Below are 17,683 nucleotides of genomic sequence, written 5' to 3' on the forward strand. Positions count from 1 at the left end.
CGGCAAGACGCCCCTGTCGGTTAATGGATGTCTTTGGCAGTCGGATAATCGGATAGCCGATGTCTGGCAAAAGGATGCCCTTCTGCCGTGCTTTCTTAGCGATGCTAATGGTTTGATCCAACCGACCAAGTTGACGAGAGAGATTGCCCGTCAGAACCTGCCATTCAGGGGCCGGGTCAAGGGCAGCCAAGCGACGAACAAAGGGTTTTAGTCGTTTGCGTTCACCAATTTCATCCAATATCCGTATCGCACGGGTCAGGTCGTGTTTCTTGAAATTAGCGAGGATTTTCTTCGATATTTTTGGTTGGGGTGGCAATTCAAGCCCTTGAACTGACGAAAGCCGCGCAATGGCGAGCTGTCCATAGTATGTTGTGGGAAACCCAGACGCCGTTTTATACCAAGCCTCGGCGTTTGATTTATTCTTCAGGGCATCATACGCACGGCCAACCCAATAAGCGCCTCTGGCACGGCTAACTGGGTATTTCACTTTCTTATACAGGTTTGTAAAATGTCGCCTTGCCACATTTTTATCTTTTAAAAATCTCAGCGAAATCCACCCAGACATCCATTCCGCATCAGCGAAGGCAGCACCCTTGGCAGCACCATGATTTTTTGTGATCCGATAGGCTTCTGAAACATGGCCCTTCTGAAGTTCCTTCCGGGCCAGATAAGCGAACTCTTTCCACCAGCGTTCCGCATGGGGGAGGGTCGGTGGCAGTCCCTTTAGGAGTTCCAGGGCCCCATCAATCTTACCCTTACGACGCCGCCAGCGTAGGCGTTCGTAAACGAGCCCCAAGTCCTTTTTAAGGTGCGCTGGCACCTGAGCGATACTCTTATCGACATTGCCACGGCGGTGGCGAAGTAGAAGTCGGGCAACAGCGAGGGCTCTGTACCCCTTCTTCACTTTCCATAGCATACGTCGTACGGGCCAGTAGCGCCCCAACCACAATAGACGATCAAGCCGTGCCCGATGGTCGGCTCGGCTCAGATGACGGCGATAGCGCCGATAAAATCCACGTTCCTGGTGCTTGCCAAAATTGCCATTGATCCAAGTATCACGAATGAGCGGGATCGCTTGCTTTTTGCGCCCTGTATCCATGAGCGCCCTTATATACTTAACTTTTCCAGTGGTGCTGACGGGGGGACGCTTTTTAAATAACTTTACGACATTCGCGGGATCAACGCCTCTTGGAAGGGATTCTTCGGCAGAGAGTTGAAGCTTCTTCTGCTGCGGCCAGTCAGGTTCACGTGCAATAAAGCTCAAGACCTCGGTAAACGGTCTCTTGAAGGCAGGGTTCTTGTACACATGCCAAGCGATGACCTTAGCCGCAACGGGATTGCTCAGTCGGGCCGCCAGATTGAGGGCTCGTTTCGGACGTTTGGCCTCAATTGCTTTGAATGCGGCCTTTGCGATCCGTGCGTCTGCCTTAGAGAGGATATCGGCGCTGGTCGGTGTTGAGATTGGTACAGCAAGAACCAGCGCGACCAGCACAGAGACACTGCCGCCAGATCGAATTACACCCCAAAACCGGTCCCGAAAAATCATTATCAGCCGCCTTTGATGTTGAATCTACGCTGCCTTGATAGGCGTCTCAACCCCGATACTTTGCGAAGGTGGCTAGATAGGCGCATTGCAGCGCTTGCCGTTGCCCTCATTAAAGGAGTATGTTCCCGGCTCTTAATGAGCCTAAACCTAAGGAGGAAGCCATGTTTGAAGGATCCATTACCGCCTTGATTACGCCGTTCAAGAACGGTGAGTTGGATAAACCGGCTTTCCAGTCTTTTGTCGAATGGCAGATCGCGGAAGGCACAAATGCGCTGGTTCCGTGCGGAACAACGGGCGAATCGCCGACGTTGAGCCACGATGAACATCGCGAAGTGGTCGAAACCTGCATCGATGTTGCAGATGGCAGAGTGCCTGTTATCGCGGGCACGGGGTCAAACTCGACCCGTGAGGCGGTAGAACTGACCCATCATGCCAAGCAGGCCGGTGCAACGGCAGCCCTGGTGGTGACGCCTTATTATAATAAGCCGACTCAAGCAGGATTGATTGCGCACTACACGACGATCCATGACGAATGCGACCTGCCAATCATTATCTACAATATTCCAGGGCGCAGCATTGTTGATATGTCTGTCGATACCATGGCAAAGTTGGCTGAATTGCCTAATATCGTCGGTGTTAAGGACGCGACGTCTGATTTGGCGCGACCCTTGGAGACTCGGATCGCTTGTGGTCCTGATTTCTGCCAACTTTCCGGCGAAGATGGTACTGCCGTGCCATTCTTAGCTGCTGGTGGTGTGGGGTGTATATCGGTGACTGCAAACATCGCCCCAAAGATGTGTTCTGACATGCATTCTGCATGGCGGGGCGGGGATTTGGATACGGTGATGTCGCTTCAGGACAAGTTGATGCCCATTCACATGGCGATGTTTGGCGAGACCAGCCCAGGGCCGGTGAAGCATGCGGCCAGTCTTTTGGGTAAATGTTCGGCTGAGACACGCCTGCCACTTGTTGAAATCGCTGAGTCCAACAAAGAAGCGGTGCGAAGCGCGCTAGTGGGGGCGGGGCTGCTTAACTAGCAGCCCGCCGGGGCACTCTCATGGCCAAGAAAAAGAAAGCGGCTCCCAGCAACATTGCTGCGCAAAACCGCAAGGCACGCCATAACTACAGCATCGAAGAAAATTTTGAAGCCGGTATCCAATTGTTCGGGACCGAGGTGAAATCGCTTCGCCTCGGCCGAGGGACAATTACTGAAGCCTTCGCCGGTGAGAAAGACGGTGCGCTGTACCTGTTCAATGCATTTATCCCGCCGTATGAATCCGCCGGACATTTCAGTCATGAGCCGAAGCGCCCGCGGAAACTTCTAATGCATAAACGCGAAATTTTTAAGTTAATTTCTGCGGTGAATAGGGAAGGGATGACCCTGGTCCCACTGTCAATTTATTGGAACCCGCGCGGGCTTGCAAAGGTTGATCTTGCCCTCGGTAAAGGCAAACAGAAAGCTGACAAAAGAGCCTCCATTAAAGAGCGTGATTGGAAGCGACAAAAGGCGCGTGTGCTGCGGGATAAGGGGTAGGGTATTTGGTCGGTTGTATATAGTTAATTACTGACTATTAAGTATCATGACCCACATTGGCTCTTCGCCAACATCATAGACTTCTATTTTCTTCAATCGACCATTTTTTGCAATTCTAAATACACCTACTTTCCCATCATATAGACCTGCTGATAGAATAAACTTTCCTTTCGGATCAATATCAAATACTCGGGGGAACTCTTGTGACGGAGTGTGGCCGAGGGGGGTGAGTAAACCGGAAGCAGGGTCTACTTCATATTCTGCGATTGTGTCGTTTCCTCGGTTCGGAGCGTATAAATACCGACCATTCGGTATAATACGAATTTGTGAGCATTTACTGAAAGTTGTCCATCCCAATGGCAAGTTATTGACGGTCTGTTTGTGACTTAATAGCCCTGATCGTCTATCAAAGCTATAGGCACTAACGCTGCTTCCTTGCTCATTTGAAAAATACAAAATATCCAATGATGGGTGAAAACAGAAATGTCTCGGCCCCACACTTTTATCTTGCGGAACGCGAGCGGGGGAATTGGATTCAAGCTTCCCAGTTACCTCATCAAATTTGAATTGAAATATTGCATTCGCCCCGCCTCGATTATCAATATGGGGGATAAACGCAAAATTATTTGTCGGATCCGTTTGAAAACAATGTGAGCCAATTGAGGTGTGAAAATCCTCTGCCGGTTCGGTTTCCAAAGCGCCTCCATAACCGACTCGATGGACCATCGCTCGGGCTCCCATATAGTGCGCGGATAACAGGAATTTCCCGGTCCGATCCATTGCCATATGACAGGGATCTGTGGGGATGGAAATACTGCCAGTTTCAGTCAGATCGCCGTCAGAAGAATTGATTCGATAACTATTAATTCGGAGATCATCACGACGCGCCACATACATGAATTTTTGTTGCGGATCGACGGCAATTGGAGCCGGGCGTCCGGGTGCCGATATGTCGCCTTGATGGATTAATGCGCCGGTCTCTTCATCCATCGAGTAGCGGGCAATTCTGCCTTCTTTAGAAATCGTAATATAGACGTGATAGGCGATCTTTGATCACTCCGCTGCAGCCGCAGTATGAAGTTGGGGAGGGGCCTCTGGTTGCCAGAGACATTCACGGGTGATTTCATCGACGGAGTGCAGACCCATCTGGGCCATGTTCCGATCAATTTCTTCACGAAAAATTTCAAGAGCACGATATGCGCCAGGTTCGCCAGCGGCACCGATGCCATAGAGCGTCGGCCGACCCGCCATAACGAAGTCGGCACCTAAGGCCAAGGCCTTAATCACATCACTGCCACGCCGGACGCCACTGTCGACGATTACCGCAATTCTACCACCAACACGTTTGGCGACTTCGGGTAGAATCTGGATGGGGGCGACAGAGGCATCCAGATAGCGTCCGCCATGATTTGATATAATCACACCATCGGCACCACTATCCGCCGCACTGATGGCATCGTCAGGGTGTACAAGGCCTTTCACGATTAGCTTGCCAGGCCACATATCGCGCAGGCGTTTCACATCATCCCAATCCAGCGAGTCACTCTTCAGGATCGAGCGCTTGAAAGTTTTAGACGTAACCTTATCCATCAACTCCGGCGGATAATTCTCAAACTTCGGCGTGCCGCGCCGGATATACTGTTGCAGCAAGCAACTCGCCAGCCAGCTTGGCTTGGCCAATAACTGGGCTAGTAGTTTGGGGGTGTACTTGATCGGCATGCTGAAGCCGTTCTTCTTATTATATTCGCGATTGGGTCCGACGGGGCCATCAACAGTCACGATCAGGGTGCCGAAGCCAGCGGCCTTGACCCGTTCCACCAGTTTTTTGCTAAGTTCTTTGTCGGACCAGATATAAAGCTGGTACCAAAGTTCACCCCCCGCCTTCTCCAATATCTCTTCCATCGCGGTCTGGGCGTTGGTGCCGACGGAGCAGGGGATTCCGGCCCGTGCAGCCGCCTTGGCGACACCAATCTCCCCACCGTAGGCCAACAGCCCCGCGGTTCCCGTGGGCGAAATGCCATAGGGCATTTTGAATGTCTTGCCGAACAGCTTCGTTTCCAGGCTGCGGGTTGATACGTTCTGCAGGACACGGGCTTTAAGTTTGATGTCTTCATAGGCTTGGCGATTGTTGCGGAGCGCGACTTCATCCTCAGCCCCGCGATCAAGCCATTCAAATACAAAACGTGGCAGACGGCGTTGCGCCATTTCACGTAGATCAGCAATGTTAAGAGCCTCAGATGAAATATCGGACATGACGTACCCCCGTTGATTAAGACAGGTATGTTAGCGACGATTTCCGTTGATTGAAAAGTTAAATTCGGGCGATCAAAGAGGAACTGTAGAGATATGGCCTCGTTGCAGGTTTCCTGTTATCTTACGGATAAGAGACTGCCGTTGTTTGGTAGTCTGGATTGAAACCATAGGAAACTGAGGCGAAAATGTCGGTACTCTCCCTTGAACACTACAATCTATCCCCGAGCGATTTGGATAAGACGGTTGATTTCTACACCAACATTGTTGGCTTTGAGCAAGGTTTTCGACCAGATTTTGATCTTCCAGGGGTTTGGCTCTATGCCGGGAAAGTCCCTGTAATCCACGTAACGGTACGGGAATGCGAGGATGTAGGGTCTGCGCGCGTTCATCATGTAGCGTTTCGGGTAAGTGATATGGATGGCCACGTTGAACGGCTGGACAAGGCTGGAATTCCTTACCGCGGGCAAAAGGTTCCGGGTATGCCGATGAGCCAAATCTTCTTCGATGATCCAGATGGCGTGACCATTGAGTTGAACCATGCGGACGAGGCACTACCTTACTAACGTCACTATTTAATGTTTTAGATTAAGGAGATCATGTAAATGGCTGAATTTTCAATATTTGCCATCAGTGTTGTCTTCGTCGGCGCGTTTTTGGTGTTCCTGGGGGTTAAATCTGTTTCACAGGGAACTGTCTATACGGTCGAGCGATTCGGAAAGTACACCCATACCCTCCAACCTGGACTCCACTTCATCATACCGCTGGTCGATCGCATCGGTGCCAGGATGAATATGATGGAACAGGTGCTGGATGTTCCATCCCAGGAAGTCATCACCCGCGACAACGCCATGGTTACCGCAGACGGTGTCGTGTTCTTTCAGGTGTTGGACGCAGCCCAGGCGGCGTATGAGGTTAATGACCTGATGCGCGCGATCTTGAACCTGACCATGACAAACTTGCGGACGGTGATGGGGTCATTGGACCTCGATGAATTGCTGTCTCAACGGGATCGAATTAATACTCAGCTATTGGCGGTTGTAGATGCGGCGACAAATCCTTGGGGCGTAAAAGTCACCCGAATTGATATTAAAGACATTTCTCCACCGCGCGATTTAGTAGACGCCATGGCTCGGCAAATGAAGGCTGAACGGGACAAACGTGCCAATATTTTGGACGCGGAAGGGTTTCGCCAGGCTGAGATTCTTAAAGCAGAAGGCGAGAAGCAGGCGGCGATCTTGGAAGCAGAAGGGCGCCGGGAAGCTGCCTTTCGTGATGCAGAGGCCCGCGAGCGCGAAGCCGAGGCTGAAGCCAAGGCAACAAGCATGGTATCAGACGCAATTGCGAAGGGTGATGTCCAAGCCATTAATTATTTTGTGGCTCAAAAGTACGTCGAATCATTGAAAGAGGTTGCCACGTCGCGGAATTCCAAATTGATCCTTATGCCATTGGAGGCCTCTGGGGTTATTGGTGCAATTGGCGGAATTGCAGAATTAGCCAAAGAAGTCCTGAATACAAAGGATGACGGGTCGAACACCAGTGACTCGGGTAGCCACCCAAGGGCGGGATAGCGGAATAGGTAAATGGTAGAATTTCTCGACGGTATAACATTTTGGTATTGGCTGATCCTTGGTGTTGGCATGCTGTTGCTGGAGATGCTCGCCCCTGGCGTGGTGTTCCTGTGGCTCGGGATTGCCGCCGGCATTACAGGTGTAATCGCGTTCAGTATCGATACGCTGGCTTGGCAAAACCAAGCGATTATTTTCGCAGTCTTGTCTGTGGTTGCAGTGATCGCGGGGCGGGCCTGGATTAAAAAGCGACCTGTGGCGACAGATCATCCAACCCTAAACCAGCGCGGTGCACAGTATGTCGGTAAATCATTTGTATTGAAGGAAGCGATTGTTGATGGCGAAGGACTTATTGTCGTCGATGATACAACCTGGAAAGTACGAGGCACAGATGCGCCCGCCGGTACACGCATTAAAATTATAGAAACTGACGGCAGTGCCTTTCTGACCGAACCCGCCTAAATTTTAATAGAATTTACAAGGCTGTAAGGACGCTCGCCTTTCAGAGCCATAACGACTTGTTCGCAGGTTTTATGCTGTAACGTGGCTCTGGCATCTTCGCTATACCAAGCGGTATGGGCTGTTACCACTGCCTTTGGATGATTAACCAGCGCTCTGCGGGTGGGAGTTACGGCACCTTCTGATGCCAAGACATCCAATCCTGCGCCGTTTAGAGTCTTGTTGTTTAGGGCCTCAATCAGGGCTTCCTCATCAATCATGCCACCGCGAGATGTATTGATGATCGTCGCCGTCGATTTCATCTCTTTTAATGCTTCCTTGTTGATAAGGTGGTGGGTGGTCTCATTTAGCGGTGCATGAAGCGAAATGTAGTCAGATTGGCGAAAGAGAGTTTCAAGCGAGGTGGGCGTGATGCCGGTGCCCTCAAGCGCGCGTTCATTTACGTTAGGACTATACCCCAAAACCCCCATGCCTAGGGCCTGCGCCTTGGCGGCTACGGCAACGCCGATCTTACCCAACCCCACCAGCCCACATATACGGCCCCGCAAGGATTGGAGGTTAGGTAGGCCTTCGAGTGTCCACGTGTCCGACCTTGCGATTTCGCCAGATGGGACAATGCCGCGCGCGAACATCAGGATCATTGCGATAGTGTGGTCGGAAACTTCATCGGTGCAGTAATCTGGAACGTTCGTCACCATGATCCCGTTCCGACTGGCAGCGTCTACGTCGATGCGGTCATAGCCGATGCCATAGCGGGAGATGATTTTACAGCGCTCCAGTCGGTCTATCACACCGGCTGTCATCGGCGCGCGATTGGCTAAAATGCCATCCGCATCCCAACACAGTTCAATAAGGCCGTTTTCATCTAGCGCCTGGCCGATCACCAACTCCCAGCCTTCGCCCTCCACGAGGGAGCGTTCTGGATCAAGATTGGGAAATCGATGATCTGTGATGACGACTTTGATGGTCTTAGGCTCCTAAACCTTAAACAAATCCGCCATCGACATATAAGGTCTGGCCGGAGATGAAGTCTGAGGCCTCACTCGCTAGAAATACGGCCGCGCCCAGCAGGTCACTCGTTTCAACGAAACGACCCAGCATGATCCGTTTCCGAATGCCTTCGAAGCGTGCGGGATCTGCAGCCATGGTGACTGCTGTGAACGGCGTTTTCGTTGCGGTCGGCCCGATTGAGTTAACACGAATGCCGTCCGGCAGCCATTCGGTTGATAAATTGACCGTCAGTCGTTCGATGGCGGCCTTTGAAGACGAATAGGCGCTTTTCCCGCGACCCGATGTTTTTCCCCACGCTGAGCCAAGATTAATAATCTTCCCGTATCCTCGTTCTAACATATAAGGCGCGATCTTTTGACAGCAGAAGAATGTTCCTTTGACGTTGAGGTCATAGAGGTTGTCCCAGTCATCTTCGGTAATTTCCAACATCGGTTTGGTGAATCCCAATCCGGCATTGTTGACCAAAACCAAAGTTGTATCTTCGTCACCTTTCAACAGGTCACCAACATGGTCTGCGAGCCGGGAAATTTCATCGAGATTGGTGACGTCTGTTTGGACTACGTCTGCCTGTCCGCCTGCGTCTACGATGCCAGCCTGAACATCTTTCAATTTATCCATACTTCGAGCTGCTAAAACGACCCGTGCGCCCAAGGCGGCGTAGGTTTCTGCCATGGATTGGCCAATGCCTTGGCTGGCACCGGTTATAACAATCAAATGATTGTCGAGTGAAAATGATGGGAGAGGATCAGGCATGGGGGCTCCTTAAATTTTGGATACGTTAAGGGTAGTATCGCTTTTACGCGCCATAAACATGAAAACGACAGCCGTCGCGGCGGCAAGTGAAACCAGACCGAAAGTTAAAGTATAGCTTCCGATCCAGAAATAAACTGTCGCGAAAATTGCTGGGCCGAATGATACACCACCGAAAACAAACGCCAGAGAACCGCCGGTAATAGAGCCAACTTCGTCCGCCTTACATTTCGATGCGATTTCCGCGTAATAAATTCCATTCCAGCCAATGGCAGTGATGGAGAATACAATACAGAGCAGATACGTCAGATACAGGGGCCATTCAGGTGTTAACTGGGTGACGATCAGGCAAATCACGGTGCTCAGAATACCCATGATGGTCAGAATCCCCGTTGCTCCCCCAACCAGGTCAGCCACCCACCCCCATCCAAGTCGGGCGAAAACACCTGCGGCGTGCACAGCGGCGAGCAACAATCCTGCATCGATCAGTTCAAATCCTGCATCCGTCACCAGCATGGTCACCAAAAACGTCATGAGGCATAGCTGAACCAGGGCCAGACAAAATCCGGCGATGGAGAGCCATCTGATGGAGACAGAGCGCCACACCATTCCAATTCCTGTAAATGGATTGATATCGATTGGACTGTCGGATTGGCGGTCACTATCGAATTCTTTGCGAAATAACTGCAACATGAGGAACAGGAGAAAGCTGGCGAATGCTCCGGCAATTACCGCTGCCTCCCACCCGTATGTCAGGGCGAGGGGAGGTCCGATAAAACCTGCTGCTATTCCCCCCAGCGGCACACCAGTTTGTTTAATTGAAAACACTAGGTTCCGGTGTTTGTTATCGGCCATTCGAATGAGGAGATGAGACGCCGCTGGATGAATCACCCCGTTAGAGAGTCCAAGCACCACAGATCCCAATATAAACGTAGGTGGCCATCCCGTGATCAGCAATAACACCCCAATGACCGTCCCAAACATGGATCCTTGGCTTGTTCGGCAGGGGCCCCATTTTCGCACGATGGTACCTCCGTAAAGACCGGAAAGCCCTGCGGCCGCGTAAACCAAGCTAATTTGGTACCCAATCAGGGAGCGTGGCATGCCAAGGTCAGCTGCCAATTCCGGGCCAATGGCCGTGATGGACAGGACGGTATAAGCCGAAAAAGTCAGCACAAGCGTCGTCGCTACTACCGCCGCCCAGCCGAGCATTGCTTGCCTGTCCATTAAAACGATCTCTCAGCCTGTATCCAAGTTGACCTAGTTACGTTGGAACTGTTTCGCACCAAAGAAATTTTCCCGTGCTTCGTCTGTGATGGGGCCACTGCTGACATGCTCAGAAAGGACAGCAAGTCCTGCTTGGACTGCAGGGCGGGCCTCTATCGTGTCCATCCATCGTTTCAAATCGGGGAATTTTTCCAACAGGTTATCGCCATATTTTTCGTAACTTCGAACCCACGGGAAGCAGGCCATATCAGCAATGGAATAGGTTCCAGCCAGAAATTCAGCGTCTGCTAATCTGCGATCCATCACCCCGTATAGCCGCTCGGCCTCGTTCGAATAACGTTCGACGGCATAGTCAATTTTGTCTGGCGCATATTTGCGGAAGTGGTTGGCTTGACCAAACATGGGGCCAACTCCACCCATTTGGAACATCAGCCATTGAATGACGGCGTAGCGATCTTGCGGTTCTGTTGGCATGAACTTGCCGGTTCTTTCGGCTAGGTACATCAGGATCGCGCCAGACTCAAACAATGAAAGCGTCTCTCCACCCGGACCATCTGGATCAACAATTGCTGGAATTCTGTTGTTGGGGCTGATTTCCAAAAAATCAGATTCGAATTGATCACCCGCGAGGATGTTTATCGCGTGCACATTGTAGGGCAGGTCGACTTCTTCCAACATAATTGACGCTTTAAAGCCATTGGGAGTCGGCCACGTATACAGATCAATCATTCGTTTATTCCTTATTCTTGAACCTAATCTTCTTGTTCATCACACGCCTGGGTCTTAGAACCTCATCTCAGAAATGGAGACAAGAAAATGGCCGAACAACTACTGCACCTGGTTTTTGGTGGCGAGGTAAACGATACCCAGGGGGGTGAGTTCTCCGACTTAGACAAGCTCGATATTGTTGGAATTTACCCGAATTACAAGGCCGCATTTGCGGCATGGCAGGGTAAGAGCCAAGCAAACGTGGACAATGCGTCTATGAAATATGTGGTTGTGCACATGCACCGTCTGCTAGATCCAGAAACCGGTAAAGAATACAATAGCTGACGCGCTACCCTAAGCGGTTAATTCCGTCGAACGCAGCTGTTTTGTAACATTCGGCAAGGGTTGGGTAGTTAAAGACGGTGTTAATGAAGAATTCCATGGTTCCCCCCAAAGCCATAACCGCTTGGCCGATGTGGATGAGATCACAGGCACCTTCTCCCAAGATATGGACACCGAGTATCTTGTGGGTTTCCGGATCAAATAAAATTTTCAACAGGCCCGTAGAATCGCCGGTAATCTGGCCACGGGCGATTTCATTGAATGCCGCCCTGCCGACTTCATAAGCGATCCCCGCTTCTGTCAGTTCCTCTTCGTTCCTTCCGACAGTTGAGATTTCAGGAACTGTATAAATTCCGTAGGGGAAGATTTCTTGGACGCTTTCTGTCCCTTCGCCAAAGGCATGAAGAACAGCCATCCTACCTTGCTCCATCGACGTGGACGCGAGGCTAGGGAAGCCGATCACATCACCAACCGCATAAATTTTGGGATCCTCAGTCTGGTAAAATTCGTTCACTTTAATTTTGCCCCGGGGGTCTGGAGTAATACTGGTGTTTTCCAGTCCCAGATTGGCCGTCGCACCAACGCGTCCAACACTGTACAGGGCGGCCTCGGTAACGATCTGCTTGCCGCTCTTGAGACTGATGCGAACATGTTCACCGCGGTCATCCTCGAACGGTTCAATTCCACTGACTTCTTCGCCAAGGCGCATGGTTCCGCGGTTTTGGCGCAATTGATAAATTAGGGCGTCGGTAATTTCGCTATCAACAAAGCTCAAAAGTTTTGTCCGCAGATCGATCAATGTCACCCGAACCCCAAGAATGGCAAAAATGGTCGCGTATTCACTGCCGATGACCCCGGCACCAACAACGGCCATAGATTTTGGAATCTTTTTCAGGGTCAGAATGTCATCACTGGTGAAGATTCGTTGACCATCAAAAGGGATGTGTTCGTCTTTAGCAGTATCGGTGCCAACAGCAATGATAACATTTTCGGCCGTTACTTCCTGACGGTGACCGGTTCCATCCATCAGACGAATGGTGTGCGGGTCCGCGAAAGTGCCCATGCAGGACAACATTTCAACGCCATTTCGTTGCAACTGATGGCGAACAACATCGATCTCATTTCTAATGACGTGATTGGTTCGAAAATGCAAATCGCGCATGGTGATGTTCTGTTGCACGGTGTAGGACGCACCATAGACATTTCGCTCTCCATAACCGGATAAATGCATGGCCGCTTCGCGCATGGTTTTTGAAGGGATGGTACCCGTGTTTATACACACGCCGCCGACAACGTCCTGGTATTCAGCTAAGGCACACCGTTTTCCCAGCTTGGCGGCTTGGATTGCGGCACGTTGCCCACCGGGGCCAGAACCAATAACAAACAGGTCGTAGTCGAAATCACTCATCTGTCGCAACCCTTTATAGAAGATACGATGGCACGATAACCATTTGTGGCTATGGAACGCGATCTAGGTAAAGAATTCATTACCAGGTGCTATATGGGGGCAATGATAAATAATGCTCAGAGGTCTTCAGGGGAGGGGCCTTTAATATCAATTGTCCGGTTAGCTTTGCGAACTTCATTCACCGCATTGTCAAAGAAATTATCCAGCTTGCCCCGCATATCATCCGATAGAGTCAGGAGTTTGGACCGCGCATCCTCTGGATTATCCATTTCAACCAGCAACTCATACGACAAAGCCGACTCGACATATTTACCTGCGGTGTGGGCGCTCTTAATCGCTTTCATAAACCCTAATGCATCGGTTTTCCGGACCGGCCCCTTTTGGCGCCAAATACCTGTGAGCAAGTCCCAATAAGCCGCAGAATAAAATTCGGTATTACCTTCAAATATCTCAACCCACCCCATGCCGATCTTATCGGTCATGATCAGATACTCGCGGCGTTGCTCATCATTATATTTCACTGTCATCGGTTCCGGCTGTTAAGGCTGATGATGGTTAAGAACATGCATTATTCAATTCTAATTTACAATTAAAATCCTAATTAAATATGACTTTGTCTCGTTTATAACATTAAGATTATGGGCCAGACCTCTTCAATTATGTGTCAAAACGTCAATAAAATAGCCAATTATCGGCATTGGTGAATAAAAACAAAATTCGATATTGACATTAAAATTATATGTAATTATAAATATAAAAATAATCAATGAGCAAAGCTCAAGCGGTCGGGGGAGACCAAAATTGTTCGATAGGAGAATCGCCCATGAAGTCCCCTAAACTTGCTCTTATTGTTATCACCACTCTTTTTCTTTCGGCCTGCCAAACAAATGGCGTAGGTCCAAAGCAACAATTTGGAACCCTTGCCGGGGCTGGTTTGGGAGCATTGGCCGGTGCCAATATGGGCAAAGGCCGAGGCCGGCTTGCAACTGTCGCCCTAGGTGCTTTAGGTGGCGCTTATCTTGGCAGTGAAATCGGCCGTTCTCTTGATAGAGCTGATCGTAGGCGGGCCCGACGGGCGTATGCACGGGCCATGTCTGCGCCTGTAGGACAGCGGATCGCTTGGAACAATCCTAATTCACGAAATTTTGGATCCTATGAAACGACCCGCGAAGGTCGCGACCGCGCATCTGGTGCTTACTGCCGGGAGTACAAATCCACAATTAATGTTGGTGGATGGGATGAATACAGTGTGGGAACAGCCTGCCGTCAGCCTGACGGAACGTGGAGAATCATTTCTTAGTCGTCTTTGGAAGGGGTGTTTTTGAGTGCCTTTCCATCGAGTTCCCGCTGGTCCCGACGAACCGATTTTTCAGCAATTTGCTTGTTCGCTTTGGATTGGCCGTGAGTAATTCGATTGCGAGAAGCCCGAGCCTTTTTTTCTACTCGGGACTTTTGCTTCCGGACTTTGTTGAGATTTACGATCTGTCCCACAGGATTATTCCCCGGTGACTGCCTCACCAGCTTTAATAAACGCACTTTCTAAATCACTGTACTCTGTAAGTACCGGGAATTGGGGAAATTCGTCGACGACGTTCTCTGGGGCCCGGAACAGGAACCCGTGATTGGCTTCACCCAACATGGCCGTGTCGTTATAGGAATCCCCCGCCGCAAACACCGTGTAGTTCAGGTTATGAAAGGCGATAACCGCTTGGCGTTTATGGTCGCGAAGGCGAAGGTTGTAGTCGCTCACATTTCCCGTTTCATCAATGGTCAAACGATGACAGAACAGCGTTGGCCACCCAAGCTTGCGCATTAAAGGCTGGGCGAATTCGTAAAAGGTGTCAGACAAGATCACCAATTGAAATTTAGAGCGAATTGAATTGAGGAACTCATGGGCACCGTCCATCGGTGACATATCGTCGATGACCTTTTGAATGTCGGCCATTTTGAGGTTGTTGCGCTGGAGAATATCCAACCGTCCACGCATCAGTTCGTCGTAATCTGGGATATCGCGTGTCGTCGCTTTTAATTCATCAATGCCGGTGAGTTCGGCAAATTCAATCCAGATTTCCGGGACCAGAACTCCTTCGAGATCAAGGCAGACCATTTGCATAGATAGCTTCTCCGCAGTTGTGCTTAGTTGTTTCGCGCAAGGAAACTACCGTCCGTTCCCAAAAACGGCAATCCACAAGTTTTTAAAGGTCTATATATTTTCGGATTTCGATGAAGACGTCTTGGAACATTTGTTCCGTCAGGCGATTTGTATTCGTGTTGTAACGCGAACAGTGATAGCTGTCGAACAACATGACCCCATCTGGCAAGACATGACGCGCCCCATGGCCGAAAGGGTAATCCTTTTTACGCACATCTAGGTTTCTTAAAACCGCACCATGGGCAACAGTGCCAAGAGCAAGGATTGCTTTTAAATTTGTCAGCGCCGTGATTTCGGCACTTAAGAATTTTCCGCAGGCGCCGATTTCTTGCGCGACGACCTTATTTTGAGGAGGTGCACACCGCACCGCATTGGTGATTTGGGTGCTGTTCAAAACCAACCCATCGTCTGCGTGGGCACCGTAGGTCCCCGTTGCAAAACCCAAGGAGGTGAGGGTGCTATAAAGCAGATCTCCCGCATAATCACCGGTGAAGGGTCGACCGGACCAATTAGCTCCCTTTAATCCCGGCGCTAATCCAACAATTAAAAACACTGCATTGGGGCTACCAAAAGAAGGCACAGGTGCGTTAAAAAAGTCGGGGTATTTTTCTTTGTTGCCAGACCGGTACGCGACAAGCCTTGGGCACAAGACACAGCCAGAAGCAGGCTCGGAAAAACCGTCGAGAGAGTCGTTCAAGGGTCCCGTTGTCCTGATAATTAGATAACTAAGCGGTCTCTAAATAGGCCTGAGGATCGCTAATTGCGGAATTCTCATCATCGTCCTCGTCAATTTCATCGAGGTCTTCAGCAACAATTTGTTCCGGAGGTTGTTGAACGTGAGATTGCTGCCCGCCGACACGCGTAATCTCATCTTTTAAATCGGTCAGCTCAATAAAGTTATCCGCCTGACGCCGCAGTTCATCGGCCGCCATTGGTGGCTGAGACTTCAAAGTGCTGACAATTGACACGCGTACACCCCGCGATTGAACGGCTTCAACAAGCCGTCTGAAATCGCCATCACCGGAAAATATTACGACGTGATCCAGGCTGGCGCTCAATTCAAGGACATCGACAGCAAGTTCGATATCCATGTTTCCTTTGATCTTGCGTCGGCCCGTCGCATCGGTGAATTCTTTGGCTGGCTTGGTAACCACGTTGTAGCCATTGTAATCCAACCAATCCACAAGCGGTCGAATTGGCGAATATTCCTGCTCGTCCAACAAGGCGGTGTAATAGTAGGCTCGAACCAAATTAGCTTGATTGGAAAAATACTGATGAAGCCGTTTGTAATCGATATCAAAGCCCAATGCCCGGGCTGACGCGTAAAGGTTAGATCCATCAATAAAAAGTCCAACGCGTTCTGCGGGATAAAAAGGCATAATAGTGTCCTCAAAATTTCAATGTGTTAAAATGGTGTCGAGTAGTTTTTTTTACTATAGTAATAAGATAAATAATGTGCCCGGTTCCCCTCAAAACCTTGCATCACCTAATCACTACGCAGCTGTATAGTTAGCCCTCATTATACATATATTCAAGTAAACTGGGTAATTATTTCGAATGATTATAATTGGACTGGGAACTAATTTAAAGGTTCAGAACTTTAGTTCGCTTCGCGAGACCTGTGGCGCCGCTATGGTAGAAATGGAACATAGAGGTCTGAAAATAAACAGGTATTCCTCATGGTATCAGTCCCCACCTTGGCCACCTTCTGACCAACCATGGTACGTAAACGGTGTTTGCGCCATCACCACGGAATTGAATCCAATAGAACTTTTGGAACAACTTTTTGTGATTGAACAGAAATTTGGTCGGAAGAGATCGGTAAAAAACGCACCTAGAACTTTAGATTTAGATATATTGGCATACAATGGTGTGGTAACGGACGCCGAATCGGATCCAATTCTTCCCCATCCGAGGCTTTTCGAGAGAGCCTTCGTTTTATATCCAATTCGCGATATCGCGCCTGACTGGCGTCACCCAGAGACGGGTAATTCTGTATCTCGAATGATAAAGAACTTACCTCAGCCAATAGAGATAAAAAAAATGACCGATGGGGAAGGGGCCTTTAAGACGGAATGGGTGCCGCCATCTTAATAAATTTCTGGGTATGATAAGGAGCGAAATTCGTTCATTTGCCTTGATTTAAGGTAATGTGCAAAATATATAAACGGCTCGCTTACCAGCTTTGTTGGTGGGCACCTATTTTTAATTACCGTTTCCCCAGTGGAGAATTAAAGTTATGGCACGGGTTACCGTTGAAGATTGTATCGACAAAATTCCCAACCGGTTTGAGCTTGTTATGATCGCTGCTCAGCGGGCGCGAAACATTTCAGCAGGGTCGCAATTGGAATTGGAACGCGATAACGATAAAAATCCCGTCGTTGCATTGCGTGAAATTGCTGACGATTTGGTTGAACTCGATACCTTGGAAGAGACCTTGGTAAAAGGCATGCAGAAGTTTGTTGAAGTCGATGAACCCGTTGACGAGGATATGGACATGGACGCTCTTCAAGATGAAGTCATTGGGGATTCATTCGGTGCGCCAGCTAAAAAAGAATCATTGGAGATTCATATCGGTGGTGAAGTTGAGGCTCCGCTAGACGAAGTTGCTCTCGAAATGCCAGCAGCTGATGATTCTGACTCGGACGAGATCGCTAAATAGAAAATAGGTATAACCCACGGCTCTAAATTTGGGCGCTATCAGCGGCCCAATATAAAAATGTTAGGA

Annotated in this window: 22 protein-coding genes; 9 read left to right on the plus strand and 13 right to left on the minus strand. The window is 49.8% G+C overall.

The window, feature by feature from the left end; translation table 11 throughout:
* On the minus strand, positions 1-1,546 hold a 1,546-nt coding region (locus HOM51_12310; GenBank protein ID MBT5035291.1), incomplete at its 3' end, for a hypothetical protein.
* Positions 1,547-1,707: 161 nt separating this feature from the next.
* Here HOM51_12310 and HOM51_12315 point away from each other — a divergent pair.
* Entirely contained in the window at positions 1,708-2,583 is an 876-nt protein-coding gene (locus HOM51_12315; protein ID MBT5035292.1) for a 4-hydroxy-tetrahydrodipicolinate synthase, read from the plus strand.
* Positions 2,584-2,603: 20 nt separating this feature from the next.
* On the plus strand, positions 2,604-3,080 hold the full coding sequence (gene smpB, locus HOM51_12320; protein MBT5035293.1) for an SsrA-binding protein SmpB: 477 nt from the start codon (positions 2,604-2,606) through the stop codon (positions 3,078-3,080).
* 27 nt (positions 3,081-3,107) lie between these two features.
* On the opposite strand, the gene HOM51_12325 is transcribed toward smpB, so the two are convergent.
* Together HOM51_12325 and HOM51_12330 are read right to left on the minus strand one after the other, a co-directional pair.
* Entirely contained in the window at positions 3,108-4,070 is a 963-nt protein-coding gene (locus HOM51_12325; protein MBT5035294.1) for a lactonase family protein, read from the minus strand.
* Between the two features lie 63 nt (positions 4,071-4,133).
* Positions 4,134-5,333: an alpha-hydroxy-acid oxidizing protein gene (locus HOM51_12330; protein ID MBT5035295.1), complete on the minus strand. Its 1,200-nt coding sequence runs from the start codon at positions 5,331-5,333 to the stop codon at positions 4,134-4,136.
* Positions 5,334-5,518: 185 nt separating this feature from the next.
* Here HOM51_12330 and HOM51_12335 point away from each other — a divergent pair, with 185 nt between their 5' ends.
* Genes HOM51_12335 through HOM51_12345 form a run of 3 tightly spaced genes read left to right on the plus strand, consistent with a single transcriptional unit; the run spans position 5,519 to position 7,360 of the window.
* A complete protein-coding gene (locus HOM51_12335; protein MBT5035296.1) occupies positions 5,519-5,896 on the plus strand; it encodes a hypothetical protein in 378 nt (125 codons plus the stop codon).
* 39 nt (positions 5,897-5,935) lie between these two features.
* Positions 5,936-6,901: an SPFH/Band 7/PHB domain protein gene (locus tag HOM51_12340; GenBank protein MBT5035297.1), complete on the plus strand. Its 966-nt coding sequence runs from the start codon at positions 5,936-5,938 to the stop codon at positions 6,899-6,901.
* 12 nt (positions 6,902-6,913) lie between these two features.
* On the plus strand, positions 6,914-7,360 hold the full coding sequence (locus HOM51_12345) for an NfeD family protein (GenBank protein MBT5035298.1): 447 nt from the start codon (positions 6,914-6,916) through the stop codon (positions 7,358-7,360).
* Here the strand turns inward: HOM51_12345 and HOM51_12350 are convergent.
* The 4 genes from HOM51_12350 to HOM51_12365 form a co-directional block, all read right to left on the minus strand.
* Entirely contained in the window at positions 7,357-8,265 is a 909-nt protein-coding gene (locus HOM51_12350) for a C-terminal binding protein (GenBank protein MBT5035299.1), read from the minus strand. The genes HOM51_12345 and HOM51_12350 overlap by 4 nt on opposite strands.
* A 76-nt stretch (positions 8,266-8,341) precedes the next feature.
* Positions 8,342-9,121, minus strand: coding sequence for an SDR family oxidoreductase (locus tag HOM51_12355; protein MBT5035300.1), 780 nt, complete (start codon positions 9,119-9,121; stop codon positions 8,342-8,344).
* 9 nt (positions 9,122-9,130) lie between these two features.
* Positions 9,131-10,345: an MFS transporter gene (locus tag HOM51_12360; protein MBT5035301.1), complete on the minus strand. Its 1,215-nt coding sequence runs from the start codon at positions 10,343-10,345 to the stop codon at positions 9,131-9,133.
* Between the two features lie 33 nt (positions 10,346-10,378).
* A complete protein-coding gene (locus HOM51_12365; GenBank protein ID MBT5035302.1) occupies positions 10,379-11,074 on the minus strand; it encodes a glutathione S-transferase family protein in 696 nt (231 codons plus the stop codon).
* An 87-nt stretch (positions 11,075-11,161) separates the two neighbouring features.
* Between HOM51_12365 and HOM51_12370 the strand changes: the two genes are divergently transcribed.
* Positions 11,162-11,398: a DUF4170 domain-containing protein gene (locus tag HOM51_12370; GenBank protein MBT5035303.1), complete on the plus strand. Its 237-nt coding sequence runs from the start codon at positions 11,162-11,164 to the stop codon at positions 11,396-11,398.
* A 4-nt stretch (positions 11,399-11,402) separates the two neighbouring features.
* Here HOM51_12370 and sthA read toward each other — a convergent pair whose 3' ends face one another.
* Together sthA and HOM51_12380 are read right to left on the minus strand one after the other, a co-directional pair.
* Positions 11,403-12,803 carry a Si-specific NAD(P)(+) transhydrogenase gene (gene sthA, locus HOM51_12375; GenBank protein ID MBT5035304.1) on the minus strand — a complete coding sequence of 467 codons (1,401 nt, stop codon included), beginning with the start codon at positions 12,801-12,803 and terminating at the stop codon, positions 11,403-11,405.
* A gap of 116 nt (positions 12,804-12,919) precedes the next feature.
* Positions 12,920-13,324, minus strand: coding sequence for a hypothetical protein (locus HOM51_12380; GenBank protein ID MBT5035305.1), 405 nt, complete (start codon positions 13,322-13,324; stop codon positions 12,920-12,922).
* 302 nt (positions 13,325-13,626) lie between these two features.
* Between HOM51_12380 and HOM51_12385 the strand changes: the two genes are divergently transcribed.
* Positions 13,627-14,103: a glycine zipper 2TM domain-containing protein gene (locus HOM51_12385; GenBank protein ID MBT5035306.1), complete on the plus strand. Its 477-nt coding sequence runs from the start codon at positions 13,627-13,629 to the stop codon at positions 14,101-14,103.
* On the opposite strand, the gene HOM51_12390 is transcribed toward HOM51_12385, so the two are convergent.
* The 4 genes from HOM51_12390 to HOM51_12405 all read right to left on the minus strand — a co-directional run bounded on the left by HOM51_12390 (position 14,100) and on the right by HOM51_12405 (position 16,334).
* Entirely contained in the window at positions 14,100-14,294 is a 195-nt protein-coding gene (locus HOM51_12390; GenBank protein ID MBT5035307.1) for a DUF4169 family protein, read from the minus strand. The genes HOM51_12385 and HOM51_12390 overlap by 4 nt on opposite strands.
* Positions 14,295-14,298: 4 nt before the next feature.
* Positions 14,299-14,916 carry a bifunctional phosphoserine phosphatase/homoserine phosphotransferase ThrH gene (gene thrH, locus HOM51_12395; GenBank protein MBT5035308.1) on the minus strand — a complete coding sequence of 206 codons (618 nt, stop codon included), beginning with the start codon at positions 14,914-14,916 and terminating at the stop codon, positions 14,299-14,301.
* Positions 14,917-14,998: 82 nt separating this feature from the next.
* Positions 14,999-15,652 (minus strand): uracil-DNA glycosylase, encoded by a 654-nt coding sequence (locus tag HOM51_12400; protein MBT5035309.1) that lies wholly within the window; start codon positions 15,650-15,652, stop codon positions 14,999-15,001.
* A gap of 28 nt (positions 15,653-15,680) precedes the next feature.
* On the minus strand, positions 15,681-16,334 hold the full coding sequence (locus HOM51_12405) for an NYN domain-containing protein (GenBank protein ID MBT5035310.1): 654 nt from the start codon (positions 16,332-16,334) through the stop codon (positions 15,681-15,683).
* Between the two features lie 178 nt (positions 16,335-16,512).
* On the opposite strand from HOM51_12405, the gene folK reads away from it, so the two are divergent.
* Together folK and HOM51_12415 are read left to right on the plus strand one after the other, a co-directional pair.
* Positions 16,513-17,049: a 2-amino-4-hydroxy-6-hydroxymethyldihydropteridine diphosphokinase gene (gene folK / locus HOM51_12410; GenBank protein MBT5035311.1), complete on the plus strand. Its 537-nt coding sequence runs from the start codon at positions 16,513-16,515 to the stop codon at positions 17,047-17,049.
* A 145-nt stretch (positions 17,050-17,194) separates the two neighbouring features.
* The gene (locus HOM51_12415) at positions 17,195-17,617 is read left to right on the plus strand and encodes a DNA-directed RNA polymerase subunit omega (GenBank protein MBT5035312.1); all 423 of its coding nucleotides are present in this window, start codon (positions 17,195-17,197) and stop codon (positions 17,615-17,617) included.
* Positions 17,618-17,683 lie beyond the last annotated feature (66 nt).

The organism is Rhodospirillaceae bacterium, assembly GCA_018660465.1.
Lineage (GTDB): Bacteria > Pseudomonadota > Alphaproteobacteria > Rhodospirillales > JABJKH01 > JABJKH01.